This is a genomic window from Acidocella sp. C78, from assembly GCF_907164655.1.
The window spans coordinates 1-16,215 of sequence record NZ_CAJQZK010000092.1 but is presented as its reverse complement, the minus strand read 5'-3'; the positions used below and the strand labels follow the sequence as shown (position 1 = coordinate 16,215).

Sequence of the window (16,215 nt, the reverse complement as noted above, 5' to 3'; positions counted from 1 at the left end):
TATTTTGCATATTTGTATATACAAAATAGCATAAATTCATATATTTACATATACGATTTGAGCCATCCGTCTAAAAGCTCCTGCAAGACATCCGACAAATCTCGTCCAGCATCCTCAGCCTGCAACCGAGCCACAGCCGCTCTCTGCGTCTGCTTTTTTAAAAAATGGGAATAAAGCTTCCAATCTGGGTTGCTGCGCTTGCCCGTCGCAGGGCGACCGCGCCCCCTGCCCTCCTCTACTGACAGCGTAGGCGCTACAACCTGACGGACGGTATCCGCTCCCGGCTCCACGGCCTCCGACTCTGCCTGATGACGGTGCAGATCTGCCAGCGCTGCAAATTTCCGTTTCTCAGCCATTTTCGATTTCCCTTCCGGCAGCCACATAAGCATCCCAAGCCCGCCCGGCATTTCGATCATCCTTTACCCCATAGACCGGCACCCCCTCGGCCGCAGCCTTCTCGAAGGCCGCCAGACGTGGAATCTCGGTGGTGAATATTGGGATGCCCTCAGCGTTGAGCATATCTCTGAGCTGTTGCCCCTCGGTGCGGGGCTTAGGCGGCACCATGGTCAGCAATACACGATGGGTCTTGTTTCCCAGTTCTTGGAGCTTGGCCAGGGTATGTGTCAGTCCGTCCGTCGCCACGCTTTCAGGCACGGCAGGAATTACAAGCATATCACAGTTACTCGCCAAATCTTTAAAATCATCGTCGGTTGGATTGCCCTCGGTATCGATGATGATGTGCTTATAATTGCGGATATGGCCGATCATCTGTGCATGGGTGACGACCTTGAAGGGTAGTCCTTGATCCCCGCCACGCTGGCTCCACTTTGTAGCGCTTCGGATGGCATCTCCATCTACCAGAAGGGTCGGGGCTAAACGTTGCAAATAAGCTGCCAAGTGTATGGCAGTGGTTGTTTTGCCGACTCCGCCTTTATAACTCGTCACGGTGATTATCATCTATTCACACATCCGCAATTTAACTTTCTGCATAGACAAATATATACATTTTCGGCTATCTGTCTATCTGAAATTTCACACAGACGGAATTAGGTTGTATGGGCGTTCAAATCTATCTCCTCGATCGGCGGAAAGTCACTTTGCTCGTAGGCGGTCAGCCTGTGAAAGTCGGCACATTGCGCCGATCCTGGAAGGTCACTGAGTTTGACGGAGAGAGGTTGGCTGAAATCGAGACAGCAAAGGCAGACCTTCAAGGCCAAGTTGCTCCAATGGCAGCCATCATCGCGGATGTGACGGAATTAGCCTTGGACGCCAACTTCAGGGAAGCGATCGCCGGTCACCTCGTCCTTGGCTGGGATGCTGATCGCTCGTCGGTAACAGATTTTAGTTGGGATTATCTGCCAGTTCTAGGTTACGCGGTGCAGATTGGCACGTCTGGGAAATACGTTTTGCATGAGCAAAGGGCAGGGAGATTGTCCCCCATTACCGCCGCCCGCGCGGTTGAATTGGGAATTCACGACCATGGGGGCCACTTTCTACGCTGCGGACAACCAGCAATCACCGAATGCAGGGCTGTTCGCCCCTATATCGTCGGCTACGCGCAAGCGGACTGTATTCTGAGTGATGGCCGGAACGCTGATATTCTGACTTCTGTAGAATCTGAAAGCTTACCGAATCCCGCGTGGTACATAGGAAAACGCCCCTCAGATGTCGCACTTTACTCTGAAACCCGCGCAGTCGAGTAGGAGGGGAGCAGACACGAAAGTAGCTTTTACGCACGCTTATCCGAAAATCGAGGATTTGTCGGACAACTCCCAAAGTGTTCGATAATCTGTTCCACCGATGATCACGGACAAAGCAGTTTTTGGGGTCACCGCACGATCTGTTCAAAATCGTACGCTAAGCGTTGGCGGGCTGCCTGGCGAGGGTACGATAGATGGTTGGGCGGGAGACGGAGAATAGGTCTGCGAGATCAGTGATGGAATAATTGCCAGTGTCGTACATGCGGCGCAGTTCTTTTTGTTGTCTTTCGGATAGCGTCGGCCTTTTGCCGCGTAATTTTCCTTTGGCGCGAGCGATGGCCATGCCTTCTCTGGTACGTAACCGGATCAGGTCGGCCTCAAACTCTGCGAAGGTGGCGAGGATGTTGAAGAACATCTTCCCCATTGGGTCGGTTGGGTCATAGACGGCCGCGCCGAGCGCGAGTTTGACACCGCGGGTAATGAGTTCATCGGCGATCGCACGGGCATCTGGAACGGAGCGTGCAAGGCGGTCGAGTTTTGGCACGACCAGGGTGTCGCCTTTACGCACCGCCGCCAAGGCTTGAGCAAGCCCGGGGCGGGCACGATTGGTGCCTGTGAGGCCATGGTCCGTATAGATGCGGTCCGGCTTTACCCCGAGCTGTTCGAGTTCGGCGCGTTGCGCGGCGAGATCTTGCCGGTCGGTTGAACAGCGGGCGTAACCGATCAGGGTGTGGGCCATGCGGAATTGTAACGTATGACCCCCCTTCATTGCAAAAGATATCGTACCAGTTAAATGATCCATCCGTTGCCGAGGGAAACAGCCACCAGTGCCAGGCCGTTACATCTGTCCGTTGAACGATCCTCTTGCGGACGCACGGTGGGCGCTAATTTTCTCATCAACCGGAACCCGATATGCCACTCCGCGTTCTTTTATCCGCTGAACAACGAGCCCGTTTGTTTTCAATTCCAACGGACATGGCCTCCATGAGCCGGCATTACGTACTGGATGCTGCTGACCTCGCTATGGTCAGGGTCAGACGCCGGGCAAGCAACCGGCTCGGCTTTGCCGTGCAACTCTGTGTTCTCCGCTTCCCAGGCCGCACTCTGGATCCATCGGAATATCCACCGGCGCCGGCGCTGGCTTTTGTTGCTGAACAGATCGGTGTCGATCCTTTGTTGTTTGCGGAATACGCGCGCCGTGCTGAAACCCGTCGGGAGCATTTGGTCGAGCTCCAAAAGTTCACTGGTCTGCGTAGTTTTGGCCTCGATGACTGGCGCGCCTGCCTACATGCTGGTGCGGATACGGCTTGGGCCACAGATCGCGGCGAACCCATCATCCAGGCTATGCTCGTTCATCTGAGAGAAAGCCGGGTATTGCTTCCCTCGGCGACAGTGTTGGAGCGAATTGGACTGGCCGCCCGTGTCCGAGCACGCAAGAAAACATTCGAGGTGCTGGCAGCCGGGATGGCCGATGCGGAGCGCAGTGCTCTGACCGAGCTGCTGACGGTCGATCCCGAGTTGCGTCGCTCCCGTTTTGCCTGGCTGCGGGATTATTCGGAATCACCAGCTCCCTCCAACATCGTCTCCCTGCTCGATCGCCTCGAATATGTCCGCGCCATGGGCATTGATCCCGCACGGGCTGGTCGTATCCATGCTGCCCGCCTGGTCCGGCTGACCGACGAGGGGGCGCTCATGACCGTGCAGCACATCGCCGATCTGGAGCCGGCGCGGCGCACAGCCATTCTCATTGCCCAGATCGCAAGCCTGGAAACCCGTCTGACGGACGCGACGCTTGCCATGTTCGAGAAATATGTCGGCACTTTGTTCAGCCGGGCGCGCAACCGCGATGAGCGTCGGTTTCAGGCCACGCGGCGCGATGTCGCCAAGGCGCTACTGCTGTTCCGCCGGACGATCGCCGCCCTTCGCCAGGCGAAGGAGGCCGGAGAAGATGGGATCACCGCCATCGAGCGCGAGATCGGCATGAACCAGCTCGAAGATGTGCTGCCGATCATCGGCGCCGTCGCCGATGTGGCGGATCAGGATATTTTGGTCACGGCGGCCGAGCGATATACGGTGCTCCGCCGGTTCAGCCCCCGCTTCCTGGCCGCCTTCGATTTCCGGTCGAATATGCCGAACGATCCCGTTCTGGCCGCGATCGAACTTCTCCGCGCCCTGAACCGTGGCGCGATCCGCAGCTTGCCCAAGCGGCCGCCCTCCACGTTCCTGCCGCCGCAGTGGCGGAAATTGATTTTTGCCGGCGGCACAGCCGACCGGCGGCTCTATGAAACAGCGGTGCTGGCCGTGCTGCGCGACAAGCTGCGGGGCAGTAATATCTGGGTCGCTGGCAGCCGCGATTACCAGGCGTTCGAGACCTATCTGCTTCCGGCCGGGGCGGGTGCGGCCACCGGCATCGATGGTGAGGCCGATCCCGATCGTTACGTCGCAAGCCGGGCAGAGATGCTGCGCGAGCGTCTGACCTTCGTGGCCGCCCGGGCCGCGCAGGGCGACCTCGACGGGGTGGAGATTGAGGACGGCAAACTTTTTATCGCCCGCACGCCGCCCACCGTGCCCGACGCGGCTCGCGATCTGGCGCTGCGGCTGAACAGTATGCTGCCGCGGGTGCGGATCACCGAGGTTTTGAGCGAGGTCGATGCCTGGACCGGGTTCACGGACAGGTTCGTGCATCTGCGCACCGGTAACCCCGTCACCGACAAAGCGGCCCTGCTGGCAGCGGTGCTCGCTGACGGCACCAATCTTGGCCTTGCCCGCATGGCGGACGCCTCGCGCGGTCTCAGCTATCACCACCTGGTCAATGTGGCCCAATGGCACATCAGCGATGACAATTATGTCGCCGCCCGCGCCGCCATCATCAATGCGCACCATGCACACCCCATGGCGGCAATCTGGGATGATGGGACAAGCTCGTCTTCGGACGGGCAATATTTCCGGGCCGCAGGCCGCGCCGGAGCCGGCGGCTCGGTAAACGCCAAATACGGCATCGAGCCGGGCGCGGTGATCTACACCCATGTTTCCGGTCAATACGGACCGTTCCACACGCGCGTCATCTCCGCGACGATGAGCGAGGCGCCTTATGTGCTCGACGGGCTGCTGCATCATGTCCACCAGACCGATCTGCGCATCGCCGAGCATTATACCGATACCGCCGGCGCGACCGATCATGTCTTCGGTCTCTGCCATCTGCTGGGTTACAGGTTTGCCCCCAGGATCAAGGATCTCCGGGACCGCAAGCTCTACACGATAGAAAAGCCAGGCACCTGGCCGCTGCTGGTGCCGCTCATCGGCGACGCCGTCGAAACCACCGCCATCCTCGGGCAATGGCCGGAGTTGATGCGGTTAAAGGCATCCATCAATGCCGGCACTGTTCTGCCTTCCGTCATCTTGCGGAAGCTGGCCGCCGCCGGTGGAGGAAACACTCTGTCCAGGGCGTTACGGGCTGTGGGGCGGATCGAGCGCACCCTGTTCACCCTGCAATGGCTGTCCGATCCCGCTCTGCGCCAGCGCAGTCATGCCGGGCTCAATAAGGGCGAGGCCAGCAATGCCCTGCGCCGCGCCGTATTCTTCCATCGCCAGGGTGAAATCCGCGACCGCACCTTCGAAAATCAGAGCTTCCGGGCCTCCGGGCTCAGTCTCATCACCGCCGCCATCGTCCACTGGAATACCATCTATCTCGACCAGGCCGTCCAGCACCTGCGGGCCCAGGGTACGGCAGTGCCCGATGATCTCCTGGCGCATGTCGCGCCGCTCGGATGGGAACACATCGCTCTGACCGGCGATTATGTCTGGAATCCCGCCAATCCCAATGCCAGCTTCAGGCCGCTACGCGATGTTCGCGCTCCGTTCATACCCCGCGCCGCTTAGCGTACGATTTTGAACAGATCGTGCGGTGACCCCTTTTTGGGCAAGAAAACGGACAAATGTTCCTGGCTTGCTCAGAGCCTGAACGCAAAAGATAGTTGAGCGATTTCAGTTGGTTGCGATTCAGTCGGTTTACCACAACAGACGGAGTCACGATGGCCTGGACGGAAACCGCTCGGCGGCGATACTGCCGGGGCGGATTACGCTATGCAAGCAACCTCACCGATGCTGAATGGGCGCTGATCGAGCCGTTCATGCCGACGCCGTGCTGGCGTGGCCGTCCGCGTACTGTGTCGCTGCGAGTGATCGTGGAGGCGATCCTGTACATGCTGTCGACTGGTTGCCAGTGGCGCCAAATCCCGAGGGAATTGTGATACGGGTTATGGAACAAGGAAATTGGTTTTTGTTCGTCATCTGCCGGCGGTATCCCAAACACTCGTTTGGGATACATAGTCGATCAGGCCATTGAAACGCAGGGCTTTGCCGCCAAGCGTAGGATTCCGCCCCCTTCCGCAAACGACCCCTTATGCTACGATTCAGAGCGTTCCGTTACTTCTGGCCAGGAAGCAAATCGGCGCGCCGATGTGCTGACCTAGCGGCGATAGCCCCGCAGCTCGTCGGCCGTGATGTTGTCAGCCGGCACAAGGCGATAATGCTTCTCTTCGACCACACAAACGCGGCCATCCTGCAGGGCGAGTTCAAACATCGCCATCCGGTCGTCGTCCATGAACTGCGCTGAAACCGTGCGGCATACCAGATCGGGAAATTTATCGGCACAGCAGGCGAGATCTTGCTTGGTCTGGACAACGGATAGCTGATCTTTGCCGCCTTTAGCCTGCACAGGAATCACGTATTGCACGCCGTGCCGATCAATCCCGACATATACCTCGTCGATTTCGATCTGGCCTACACCAGCAACCGATGTGCGCATGTGGCTTTGGAGAGAATACGCGGTCACTCCGAGAAACACGTCGATCAGTCGATTGTATCGGACACGCGCGAGTAATGCCTGTTCATCGTTGAGGGCATAGGCTCCGATGATTTCCGGTGTGGCATCGGGAACCTTGATCGTTACCAACTCGCGGTTAGGCACGATCCGATTGATTGGGACGAGCTCAAATTTGTAGCGCGCGCGGCCGTCGCCCTCGATGACCCATTCCATGCCTTCCGGCTGTGTGTACACCACTTGCTTCGGCATGGGGGTGCGGTAGCGAATGGCGTAAAGCACGTCGCCGACATTTTTCGGCAGGTCGATCTTGAGCGCAGCGGCTGCCCGCTCGATGTCCGGGCGCGTAAAGGGAATCTGGGTCGTGCCGGTCTTGTAGGCACCGAAAGCCGGATCGAAGAATATGTGCTCGATCAGTTGCTTGTATCTGTTCTCTTTAGTTTCCGACAATGGCGGCCTCCTCCCGCGCGACATAGCGCAATGCTTCGATTTCATGCTGCTTGCGCTTCTTCGCTCCGCTTTTCCGGTCACGCCGGCCGATCGGATTGTCGATCCCGAAATGTTCTGAGGCTTCCAACATACCCATACGGATCAAGGCCGGGTCTCCGAGCGATATCCTGGTCTCCGGCCGCATCGGCTCGATACGAAGAGCCTTCATCAGTGCGCCGGCAACAGCGCGGGCAAGGGGGGGCGGAACTGAATTCCCGATCTGCCTGGCACCGTGCCACTTCGTAGCGTGGAAACGGAACCAATCGGGGAATCCGTGCAGGCGCGCCATCTCGCGGACGGTCACACAACGCGGCAAGTCGAAATGGATCGGGCGGGGACTGGTGAAAGCACCGCGCGCGGCATCTGTGCCAGCCCGCAGGGTGTTGCTGAGGCCGTCGCCATCCAGCTTGAAGAAACGGGAAATCGGCTCGACCTGGCCGGGCGGTGTCTCTGCAAAGCGTCGCTTCGAAATATCGGTATGATCTGTGCGCGCGCTCGATGTCAGTACCGCCGGATTCCACTCGCGCACATAGCCATAATGCCAAGCGTCATTCGTCAGGCAACGTAATTCTCGTGCATAGGTGCTCGGCTCGCGCCATTTGCCGGGATGCACCTCGTCGGAATCGAGCAGGGCATCGAACCGATCAGCATCGGGTAGATCCCCGATCGCATCGCGGCAGGTCGGGCTTTTCTTCCCGCCTTTGTTCCAGCCATCATCGGCCGCACGGGTTAGCGCGGCAGGATATTCGGGCAATGGTAGCCCCTTGCGTGCGCCGAATAGAAACAACCGCTCGCGGTGTTGCGGAACGCCGTATTGAGCCGCGTCGAGCACGCGCCACGGCATCCGCACCTGATAACCGATCGCGTCGAAAGCCTCGATCAGCTCCTCCAAAACGGCGCGGTGCCGGCCAACCGTGAGACCCTTCACATTTTCGAACAAGAAATAGGACGCCTGTAGCTCGCCGACGATGCGAACGAACTCGCGCACCAGGTTGTTGCGTGGATCATCGAGCACGCGATGCCCGATCAGCGAAAAGCCTTGGCAGGGTGCGCCTCCGAATACGACATCGACGCGTCGCCGGCCGATACCGGCCGCCTTGCGGATTGCCGCGCCCGTCAGCCCCTCGACCGACCGGGGCAGCATGGCGCAACCGGGGAAGTTGAACGCATGCACGGCCGAATGGATCGGGTCGATCTCGACGGCAGCCACAACATCGAAGCCGGCTTGCTCGAATCCGAGGCTCAAGCCGCCGGCTCCCGCGAATAGATCGATTCCTATTGGCCGCATAGTATCCTCGTCATGCTCTGATTGCCCTGCATCTTGTGGTCACGCTAGCAGCTTCGCCCCAGCATGTCGATCGGGATTTTTCCCATCGAGGAAGGCCGCGAGGGCTTCTGCCAAGTCGTCGAGCTTTTTCGTCTCGCATTGCCAGACGGTAAAGCTGTGCCAGCCGATCACCTCTAATTCGGCACGTTTGGCCGCGTCGCGCCGTTTGTTGGCGTCCAGCTTCGGCAACCAGTAGTCGAGTCGGGATTTCGGGGTTCGACCAATCGAACAGCCATGGGCATGCCAGAAACAGCCATGCACAAAGATGGCCTTTCGACGACCGGGAAACACGATGTCGGGGGTTCCTGGCAAATCCTTCCGGTGCAACCGAAATCGGTATCCCATTCCATGCAAAAGCCGACGCACGGCAAGCTCTGGCGTCGTGTTCTTCCCGCCTATACGCGCCATCAAGGCGCTACGGCTCGCGGGCGTGCGGTTGTCCGTCATTGCGCCAAATTAGAACGAAAGCACCTATGGGTTATGCCATCATTCTCGAAATCGTCGCCCGCCCGACGTTGTAGCTCTGTGCCAATTCCTTCAACGTGGCACCCTCGGCCCGCCGCTGCCGGGCCTCCGCCTGCTGCTGCGGGGTGAGGGCAGGGGGGCGGCCCATGTGCTGCCCGCGCGCCTTGGCTCGGCTCCGCCCCTCGGCTGTCCGGGTGCGGATCAGGTCGCGCTCCACGTCCGCCAAGCCACCCAGCACGGCGATCATCAATCGTCCGGTGCTGGTGCCGGTATCGGCCCATGGTTCGGCCAGGGAGCGGAATTGCCCGCCCGCGTCCACGATCTGCTTCACGATGGCGAACAGGTCGAAGGTCGAGCGGGCCAGGCGATCGATGCGTGTCACCGTCACCACGTCGCCGGCGGTCAGGTGCCTGAGCATTTTCAACAGCTCGCGGCGGTCGGCCCGCGCGCCCGTGACCTTCTCACGGTAAATCGGCGCACATCCGGCAGCCTTCAACTGCTCAAGCTGGACATCGAGCGTCTGCCCGTAGGTGCTCACGCGAGCGTAGCCGATCAGGCGGATTTTTGGGGCTTTTTCGATCATATCTTACGGGCGTTCTAAGCTATTGAAATGGCTCGGGCAAGCGGAATGCCCGAAAGTCTTGATTTTTGAAAATAACTTTAAGGCTCATTCCAGGTCGCCCCTTTACGCTGCCCCATTTTCAGTTAAGGGTGGCAAAAACTACCGCGACTTTGACCGAGTCGGTCAGCGGACGGTGAACGTGGCCTTAACCGAAGGGGAGGAAAAAGCGGGATGACAGTCACGTTTAAAAAAGCCCCTTTGGTAGAGATGATCGCGGAGCTGCGATGGGGAGAAGCTCAATCAGTCCAGCCAAATGTGCCTACTATCATGCATGGCATGGGCGCTGATATGGACCAGTTTTTTATGAGCTTCGGGGGTGAGGTATACCAGCATGGCTTCCGGCGAACGGAACGGCTAGTCCCACCTGGCTTTCCAGTCTTCCCATTCCAGCCGGTATACCGCTACCGCAAAGAGTCGTCGGACGACACCGCTGTTTTATTTCAGGTTGGCTCCGGTCTCTTTTCGGCCAATGCGACCCCGCCATATCGGTCTTGGAAGAACGTAAGCCCCACCGTGAAATCCGGCGTAGATTCATTGTTGAAGGTTCGATTGGCCGGTGAAAAAGACAAAGCGTTCTCCGTCCTAAGCCTGCGTTACATAAATGCCTTTGGCCCAGAATTGACAGAAGGCAGAAGCATCGACCTGTTCATGCGCGAAATTTTAGGTTTTGAACTCGGATTTCCCCAGGTGATCGTTGAACAAGTTGATCCTGGATCATCGATAACACCTCAAATTCAGCTCAAAGTACCTTTAGTTGGTGGCGCATCTTTGGCCTTCCTTGTCGGTGAAGGTACAATAAACAATGAACCAAAAATCATCGTTGACATGACAGTGGCCAATACACGGCCAATCGCCCCCGATGTCGACGCAATAATGGCGGCATTCACCACGGCGCGCGATGTAATCCACCACGTATTTATTGGACTTGTCAAGCGAATTGAAAACCTGCTCCAGCCCGATGGAGACGAAAGTGATTCTTGATCTTCCTCGCCCGGCATATGTCGAACAAGCTCTGCTTCAACCCAGAATTCTAGACGAATACCCGCTTAATCCAGCTTTATCGTGGGTCAGTCCACTTACAAAATCCTCGGGCTTATCTGCGTTCGCTTCTGTAGAGAACCAAATCGAGGAACTTTGTAAAATGCCTGCGGGTTGGGATGGCTATGGCGCCTTGCCCATTAGCCAAACGACTAAGTACAACTCCTTGGCTGCCTTAGGGAGCATTCTTGGATCTGCTAAAGCACCGGATATTACTCCAAATCCAAATGGAACTTTGTCTTTTGAATGGGAGACGGCGCAAGGAGTCGGTCACCTCGAAATCGGCCAAACTCGGCTGAGCTTTTATATCCAACCAAACCATGGTGACCCTATTTTCCTGGATGCTTCGTCCGATGACCTACTCATTAGTGCAATCAAAATTGGTCTTCTGGTCTCGGGATATTTGTTTCAAAGCGAGCACGCTAGTATGTCGGTTACAGAAATAACTTTGGCGACATATGTGTCACCTGCCTATTGAAATTTCCGATACTGAAAATATCGTTCGGGTTATTCTCTCGCCTCATCATATCAAGAAGGGTAAGCTAAAACCTGCCGCCTTTCGTTCACAAGCCAATAAAGATGAGGTTTCAGTCATCCGTCAGACTTATATGGGTTCCGATTTTTGTAAAGAAAAAGCTCTGATTCTTCATAGGCCACCCGTTTCACAATATATAGGATTTGCTGTTATCAAGGCAGATGAAATTAGGAAAAGTGGTTCTACTGTTGAAGACTCCCGCGACGTTTACTGTGGACATGCTGATGTCGCCCATGGTGTCATTCTTGAACCACATGAACCTGCTGATTCTAGGATGAGCCGCTTTATTACGGAGCGTTGCCGTACTCTGCTGACTTCAACAACCTACCATCCTGATCCTAATCCGAGTGGGTCCGGTTGGACGGGACCAAATTTCTAGGTTTTCTCTGCGAGATTCTATCTTCCATCCGACCCCAGGGATTACGCATGAAAGTTGCCGGTGAGAATTTGCTCCATGTATCGGTTGTCCCACGCAGCCATTTTCTGCCTCCCCTTCAGGCTGGCGTTTGAAAATAAGTAAATCGAAGAAATTCACCTTAGAATGTTTTGCCTCAAGGATAGATTTAATCTCGTGCTAATCGGCAACAGGTTTCGCATCATTGTCTGACGGTTTAGAGGGGCAACGCGCAACTGTGTAAAGGCTCCGACAATGCCGGATCATCGCCTCCATGAAACGACCGTGATAAACGGAAAAGATAGTCCAGGTCAGCTCGTATGTCTTGCTGCCAATGATGTTGAATCTGAGCCGGTCCGCCTCCTCTATCGGCTTTAACCAGGCACGGTTTTTCCACTGCTCAGGGGTATGGGTGAAATCTCCGTCTTTGTCGTAGGACCAAGTGACAATATCTCCGGCATCGATTTTTTTCTTAAAATCATTGAGTAGCTTGGATGGATTATCAGTCAGGAACGATATCGACATTTTGGCTCCTTTTGGCTGGTGCTTTCCTGTGCGGAGATGGTCACTCAACCCCAAACGTGAGCTGAAGCTGCGTCATATGCGGCGTTGATTTTTATTTGGCCAAAGTGAGGGCGTTGCCTTCCTGGCCCATTTTGGTTTTTTCCGGCCAGCTTGCGGCGAGTTTCACGGCTGTGTCGGACGCTTTGAGGAGGACGACGGCGCCGTCAATCTGGTTGATGCAGGCGGTGCCTTCGAGGGTTTCGATTTTGCCGGAGGAGCGGAGCTGGACGTTTCCGTTTTTGGCCGTGCGGAGGAGGGCGCCGGATTTGTCGTCGCTCTTGGGGTGGATGACGAGTTTGCCATCACTTTTGGGCTTTTTCACGATCTGGTCGCCCTCGAGGAGAACACTGCCTTTCGACAATTCGTTGATCGGGCTGCGGCAGCAGGTCCAGTAAATATTCAGGGGGGTTCCGAGTTTAGTGACCAGGTAATGGATGAGGGTGGTCAAACTCGTCACAAAGTCCAGCTTCGGTTGGAGAATCCAGTCTTCGGCATTGTTCGGGCGGTTGAAGATGGCTTCGCCCTTGGTCTGCATTATCATGTTGCTGTCGGGGCAGAGATAATGCTCCTTGTAGGTGTCGCCGGTGGTTTTGGTTTCAGCCCAGGTGTTGAAGCCACCTTTGAGCAGGCCCCGGCTCAGGCCGCCGGTGCTGTTGTAGCCGGCTTCGACGGCCCAATGCAGGGTGACGCCGTTCGGCACCGACAGATTGCGCCCAGAGGGTTTCATTCTGCCGTGGCCGGCGATGAATACGTTGGGCATGGGTTTTTGCCTCCGCTCGCGGAACGCGTGGTTTCCGCTTTTTCCGGGTCAGTATAGCAGCGGAATGCCGATTCATGAATTTTTCAGACTAATACCCCTTGAGCACGCGATATTCGCCGCTTTTCCCGTATGCCCCGGCGCTTTGGTTGATGGCGACGCAGGGACGACTGTTTGCCCCGCATCGGGTGATCTTGTCGAGCATTCCCTTCTTCACCCAGGCGGCGTGATTGGCCTGCAACATGGCGATTTCGCCTCGCAGCTGACTGACCGTGGTGCGATCCCACCAGACAACGGCCGTGCTGCTCAGCCAGCCGAACAGCATCAACCCGACGGTCATGGCCACAATCCACCCCAACAGCCGCCAGCTTGCCCAAGCCACGATCCGGCGCAACGCCTCCTCCGCAACCGCCATGCCCCCTGCCAGCCCGGCCAGATCCTCCAGCATCGGCTTGGTGGCTGTCCGGACCGTCGCGACACCTTCCTTGCCCATCTGCTCCAGCGCCGTGGCCACCGCTGCGCTGACCGCCTCGCGCACCCGCTCTTCCAGCGTGGCAGCCTCCTCCGCCAGTTTCTGCCGCTCCTGCGCGAGCGCCGCCCGCTCCTCCGCCAGCCCGGTGAGCACGCGCTGCACTACCGCCTGCTGCTGCTCGGCAATCTCCATCAGCCCGTAGAGATGATCCTCCGCGTTATTCACATCGACATCCCCCGACCCCGCGACACGGATCTTTCCTGCTGCTTCCGGACGGCCGCCCGCTCAGCTTCACGCGCCAGCTGGCCACGCATGTCTCTCTCCGCCCCTTCAATCAGCCGGCCAATGGCCCGGCCAGCATCGGGTGCTGCCAGCACACGCGCCAACGCCGACCCCTCCCTGACCCCGAACTCTCGGCCTCGCGCCCGCAGGCCCCGCGCCGCTTCGGAATGACGATCCAACATCTGCTCAAACCCCAGCAGCTCCGCCCGCGCCCCACCGACTAGAGCCGGCTCAGCGGCCAGCGCCGGCAACGCCTTGTTGTATGCCTCCGACAGCCGCGTCCATTCCCGCACCAGCCCATGCGCCTGCCTGTCTCGGGCGGCTTCTTCCATCCGCTGCTGCCGATGCGCCTCGTACCGCTCCCGGAACCCGGCCCGTCCCGCCGAGATCTCGCGCGCTGCCACCGCCTCCCGTGGCGGCATCTCGATCCCCCGCCGACTGGCATAGGCAGCCCGATCATAGTCGAGCGTGGTTTCCTTCGCCTGGGATCGCGAGAGCCGCGCCGACAGGGCGGCCACGTTGCTGAATTCTTCCCGATCGGCGTAGAGCGTCACCCCGTCCCGGTGCCGCGTCATCGCCACATAGGTCAGGTGCCGGTCCATCGTCCCCGAGGCCAGCACATAGGCCCGGTCCACCGTCGCCCCCTGCGCCTTGTGAATGGTGGTGGCATACCCGTGATCCACGGCAGCATAATCCGCCATCGAGATCGATACGGCCCGACCCCACCCAGGCCCGGAGGAAGAATCCAGCCGTACCACCAACCGCTGCCCGTCCAGCTCATCGGGCCAGACACAAGCTCCACGGTCCCCAGCATCCCGTTCTTCACGCCCAGCTCACGGTTGTTCTCGCGGAACAGCAGCCGGTCGCCCGGCGCAAAGGCGCGCTCGCCCCCGGTCGTGCGATAAACCCGCTCGTCCGCCAGCTCGCCCCGCTCGCGCCGAACCGTCCGGATCGCCTCGTTGAGGTCCCGCACATCCGCGTTGCGATGCGCCAGCACCAGGCGCGAACCGTCCGGCCGCGCCTCCATATCGGCCAGCACATCCCGCACAATCGCATCCCGCGCATGCTCGGCCGACTCTTCCAGCCGGATTGCGCCGCGCTCGGCATAGGCGCGCAAACCTTCCTCTGTCCGGTGCCGGCCCAGATCCACCGACGCCGCCCGCTGCCAGTCCTCGCGCTGCCGGCGGATTTCTTCCAGCTCCACGAAGCCGACGCGCTCCGCCACGGCGCGGAACGCCGCACCTGGCCCGATCGGCTGCAACTGCTCGGGATCACCCACCAGCACGATTTTCGCGCCCGCCCGGTCCGCCTCCTGAATGAACCGCGAAAGCTGTTTCGAGCCGACCATCCCGGCCTCGTCGATCACGAACACGTCGCGCGGCCCGAGGCGGTCGAACCCGCGCTCCCAGCCTCTCTCCCACGAGGCCAACGTGCGCGACGCAATGCCGGCCGACTCTTCCAGCCCCTCGGCCGCCTTGCCGGCCAGCGCCGCGCCATGAACGCGATACCCTCGGCCTCCCATGCCGCGCGGGCCGCCGCGAGCATCGTGCTCTTGCCCGCCCCGGCCAGACCCACCACGGCCGCAATCCGTTCTGGCCCGGTGACATGTTCGATCGCCGCCCGCTGCTCGTCGGCCAGGACGATGCCGCCACGCTCCTGCGCCGCAATCGCCGCCTCCACGCGCCGGCCAGCAACACCGAACCCACGCCCCGGCAGACCGCCCCGGTCATCCGCCATGCGATCGGCGCTGATCGCCATGTCGCGCTCGATGCCGACCATTTCCCGCGTCGAATAGCGCGCCTGCTCGATTACCCGCCCGCGCTCGTCGCGCTGCTCTTCCTGCAATTCCACCAGGGCCGGCGACGCCATGACCGTGGCAAAGGCCGCCTGGAACGCATCCGCCTCGCCGATATAGCGGTGCAGCGTGCGCGCCACGTCATGCCGGTCGAACACACTCTTTTCATTGGTGATGAGTGTCAGCACCTGCTCGGGCTTTTCGCGGATCAGGGCGGCGTTACGCTTCGCGGCATCCTCATCGATCCGAACCCGCGACACATCCTTGCCGCGCCGCTCCATCTGCGTCGCATGCACCCCGACATGCTGCGTCGGCTCGATCTCCAGCCCGCGCTCTTGATGCGAGCGATGGTCAACCCTTATGTCCAGCCCCGCCCGCGCCAGATGTTCGTTCGTCCTTTGCTCCCAGCCGGAGCGAATATCCCGAAGCTGCTCATGCGATGTCGGCAGCCCCAGCGCCACCAGACGCTTGTTCTCCAATTCCAGTTCCGACTTGTCGCCCAAACCGTCCGGACCGACCTGCCGCGTCGTCATCATGATATGCGCATGATGGTTCCGCACATCGGTATGGCCGTGCGGGCTGTGGATCGCAAAATCAACCACCACGCCATACCGGTTGGCAAGGCTCTGGGCGAACTCCCGCGTCAGCTCAAGCCGCTGTTCATCAGATAGCTCGTGCGGGAGAGCAACCTCGATTTCGCGGGCGACACGGGCATCCTTGCGTTTCTCGGATGCCTCGGCCGCATTCCACAATGCAGAACGATCCCTCGCCCATTCGGCATCCGTACCTTTCGGCAAGACGATCTCCGCACGCTCAACGCCTGAACGCTGCGAGAAATCATGCACCATCCCATCGCGCGCGTTTTCCAGCTTCTCGGCCGACCGATAGGCCACCGCGGCAACCGCGCTACGCCCGGAAGCCCGCGACATCGGTTTCATACTCAGATGATAGAT

At 59.1% G+C, this 16,215-nt stretch carries 15 protein-coding genes and 2 pseudogenes; 6 read left to right on the top strand and 11 right to left on the bottom strand.

All coding sequences use genetic code 11. The features are described 5' to 3' along the window. Positions 1–348: 348 nt before the first annotated feature. The gene (locus tag ACIDOCELLA78_RS96000; RefSeq protein ID WP_201729803.1) at positions 349–957 is read right to left on the bottom strand and encodes a ParA family protein; all 609 of its coding nucleotides are present in this window, start codon (positions 955–957) and stop codon (positions 349–351) included. 218 nt (positions 958–1,175) lie between these two features. On the opposite strand from ACIDOCELLA78_RS96000, the gene ACIDOCELLA78_RS95995 reads away from it, so the two are divergent. Continuing rightward, positions 1,176–1,703: a hypothetical protein gene (locus tag ACIDOCELLA78_RS95995; protein ID WP_249676811.1), complete on the top strand. Its 528-nt coding sequence runs from the start codon at positions 1,176–1,178 to the stop codon at positions 1,701–1,703. 154 nt (positions 1,704–1,857) lie between these two features. Here ACIDOCELLA78_RS95995 and ACIDOCELLA78_RS95990 read toward each other — a convergent pair whose 3' ends face one another. Then, positions 1,858–2,439, bottom strand: coding sequence for a recombinase family protein (locus ACIDOCELLA78_RS95990; protein ID WP_013635075.1), 582 nt, complete (start codon positions 2,437–2,439; stop codon positions 1,858–1,860). 173 nt (positions 2,440–2,612) lie between these two features. Between ACIDOCELLA78_RS95990 and ACIDOCELLA78_RS95985 the strand changes: the two genes are divergently transcribed. Next, a complete protein-coding gene (locus ACIDOCELLA78_RS95985) occupies positions 2,613–5,579 on the top strand; it encodes a Tn3 family transposase (RefSeq protein ID WP_013635074.1) in 2,967 nt (988 codons plus the stop codon). Positions 5,580–5,731: 152 nt separating this feature from the next. Further along, positions 5,732–5,941, top strand: a pseudogene (locus ACIDOCELLA78_RS95980) (transposase); the annotation flags it as partial. Between the two features lie 227 nt (positions 5,942–6,168). On the opposite strand, the gene ACIDOCELLA78_RS95975 reads toward ACIDOCELLA78_RS95980, so the two are convergent. Genes ACIDOCELLA78_RS95975 through ACIDOCELLA78_RS95960 form a run of 4 tightly spaced genes read right to left on the bottom strand, consistent with a single transcriptional unit; the run spans position 6,169 to position 9,386 of the window. Next, positions 6,169–6,972, bottom strand: a complete 804-nt coding sequence (locus ACIDOCELLA78_RS95975; RefSeq protein WP_201729801.1) for a hypothetical protein — start codon at positions 6,970–6,972, stop codon at positions 6,169–6,171. Continuing rightward, positions 6,959–8,299, bottom strand: coding sequence for a DNA cytosine methyltransferase (locus ACIDOCELLA78_RS95970; RefSeq protein WP_283770872.1), 1,341 nt, complete (start codon positions 8,297–8,299; stop codon positions 6,959–6,961). Before ACIDOCELLA78_RS95970 ends, ACIDOCELLA78_RS95975 begins: the two co-directional genes overlap by 14 nt. A gap of 39 nt (positions 8,300–8,338) precedes the next feature. Further along, complete coding sequence (locus ACIDOCELLA78_RS95965; RefSeq protein ID WP_201729799.1) at positions 8,339–8,785, bottom strand: very short patch repair endonuclease; 447 nt, start codon at positions 8,783–8,785, stop codon at positions 8,339–8,341. Positions 8,786–8,816: 31 nt separating this feature from the next. Continuing rightward, positions 8,817–9,386 (bottom strand): recombinase family protein, encoded by a 570-nt coding sequence (locus ACIDOCELLA78_RS95960; protein ID WP_201729798.1) that lies wholly within the window; start codon positions 9,384–9,386, stop codon positions 8,817–8,819. 210 nt (positions 9,387–9,596) lie between these two features. Here ACIDOCELLA78_RS95960 and ACIDOCELLA78_RS95955 point away from each other — a divergent pair, with 210 nt between their 5' ends. The 3 genes from ACIDOCELLA78_RS95955 to ACIDOCELLA78_RS95945 are packed head-to-tail and all read left to right on the top strand — an operon-like array spanning position 9,597 to position 11,377. Continuing rightward, the gene (locus ACIDOCELLA78_RS95955; protein ID WP_201729797.1) at positions 9,597–10,406 is read left to right on the top strand and encodes a TIGR04255 family protein; all 810 of its coding nucleotides are present in this window, start codon (positions 9,597–9,599) and stop codon (positions 10,404–10,406) included. Further along, entirely contained in the window at positions 10,384–10,941 is a 558-nt protein-coding gene (locus tag ACIDOCELLA78_RS95950; protein WP_214006291.1) for a hypothetical protein, read from the top strand. The genes ACIDOCELLA78_RS95955 and ACIDOCELLA78_RS95950 overlap by 23 nt, the downstream gene beginning before the upstream one ends. Continuing rightward, entirely contained in the window at positions 10,922–11,377 is a 456-nt protein-coding gene (locus tag ACIDOCELLA78_RS95945; RefSeq protein ID WP_201729795.1) for a hypothetical protein, read from the top strand. The genes ACIDOCELLA78_RS95950 and ACIDOCELLA78_RS95945 overlap by 20 nt, the downstream gene beginning before the upstream one ends. A gap of 195 nt (positions 11,378–11,572) precedes the next feature. Here the strand turns inward: ACIDOCELLA78_RS95945 and ACIDOCELLA78_RS95940 are convergent, their stop codons facing one another. The 5 genes and pseudogenes from ACIDOCELLA78_RS95940 to traA all read right to left on the bottom strand — a co-directional run bounded on the left by ACIDOCELLA78_RS95940 (position 11,573) and on the right by traA (position 16,191). Next, the gene (locus ACIDOCELLA78_RS95940; protein ID WP_201729794.1) at positions 11,573–11,917 is read right to left on the bottom strand and encodes a hypothetical protein; all 345 of its coding nucleotides are present in this window, start codon (positions 11,915–11,917) and stop codon (positions 11,573–11,575) included. 91 nt (positions 11,918–12,008) lie between these two features. Further along, positions 12,009–12,716 carry a putative adhesin gene (locus ACIDOCELLA78_RS95935; protein ID WP_201729793.1) on the bottom strand — a complete coding sequence of 236 codons (708 nt, stop codon included), beginning with the start codon at positions 12,714–12,716 and terminating at the stop codon, positions 12,009–12,011. An 88-nt stretch (positions 12,717–12,804) separates the two neighbouring features. Further along, complete coding sequence (locus ACIDOCELLA78_RS95930; protein WP_201729792.1) at positions 12,805–13,410, bottom strand: hypothetical protein; 606 nt, start codon at positions 13,408–13,410, stop codon at positions 12,805–12,807. After that, the gene (locus ACIDOCELLA78_RS95925) at positions 13,407–14,102 is read right to left on the bottom strand and encodes a hypothetical protein (RefSeq protein ID WP_249676791.1); all 696 of its coding nucleotides are present in this window, start codon (positions 14,100–14,102) and stop codon (positions 13,407–13,409) included. Before ACIDOCELLA78_RS95925 ends, ACIDOCELLA78_RS95930 begins: the two co-directional genes overlap by 4 nt. Beyond that, positions 14,054–16,191, bottom strand: a pseudogene (gene traA, locus ACIDOCELLA78_RS95920) (Ti-type conjugative transfer relaxase TraA). Before traA ends, ACIDOCELLA78_RS95925 begins: the two are co-directional and overlap by 49 nt. Between the last annotated feature and the right edge of the window lie 24 nt (positions 16,192–16,215).

Bases quoted from the DNA above. Each gene is read 5' to 3' on its own strand.
- ACIDOCELLA78_RS96000 (WP_201729803.1), bottom strand. From the start codon at position 957: ATGATAATCACCGTGACGAGTTATAAAGGCGGAGTCGGCAAAACAACC.
- ACIDOCELLA78_RS95990 (WP_013635075.1), bottom strand. From the start codon at position 2,439: ATGGCCCACACCCTGATCGGTTACGCCCGCTGTTCAACCGACCGGCAA.
- ACIDOCELLA78_RS95985 (WP_013635074.1), top strand. From the start codon at position 2,613: ATGCCACTCCGCGTTCTTTTATCCGCTGAACAACGAGCCCGTTTGTTT.
- ACIDOCELLA78_RS95970 (WP_283770872.1), bottom strand. From the start codon at position 8,299: ATGCGGCCAATAGGAATCGATCTATTCGCGGGAGCCGGCGGCTTGAGC.
- ACIDOCELLA78_RS95965 (WP_201729799.1), bottom strand. From the start codon at position 8,785: ATGACGGACAACCGCACGCCCGCGAGCCGTAGCGCCTTGATGGCGCGT.
- ACIDOCELLA78_RS95960 (WP_201729798.1), bottom strand. From the start codon at position 9,386: ATGATCGAAAAAGCCCCAAAAATCCGCCTGATCGGCTACGCTCGCGTG.
- ACIDOCELLA78_RS95955 (WP_201729797.1), top strand. From the start codon at position 9,597: ATGACAGTCACGTTTAAAAAAGCCCCTTTGGTAGAGATGATCGCGGAG.
- ACIDOCELLA78_RS95950 (WP_214006291.1), top strand. From the start codon at position 10,384: ATGGAGACGAAAGTGATTCTTGATCTTCCTCGCCCGGCATATGTCGAA.
- ACIDOCELLA78_RS95945 (WP_201729795.1), top strand. From the start codon at position 10,922: ATGTGTCACCTGCCTATTGAAATTTCCGATACTGAAAATATCGTTCGG.
- ACIDOCELLA78_RS95940 (WP_201729794.1), bottom strand. From the start codon at position 11,917: ATGTCGATATCGTTCCTGACTGATAATCCATCCAAGCTACTCAATGAT.
- ACIDOCELLA78_RS95935 (WP_201729793.1), bottom strand. From the start codon at position 12,716: ATGCCCAACGTATTCATCGCCGGCCACGGCAGAATGAAACCCTCTGGG.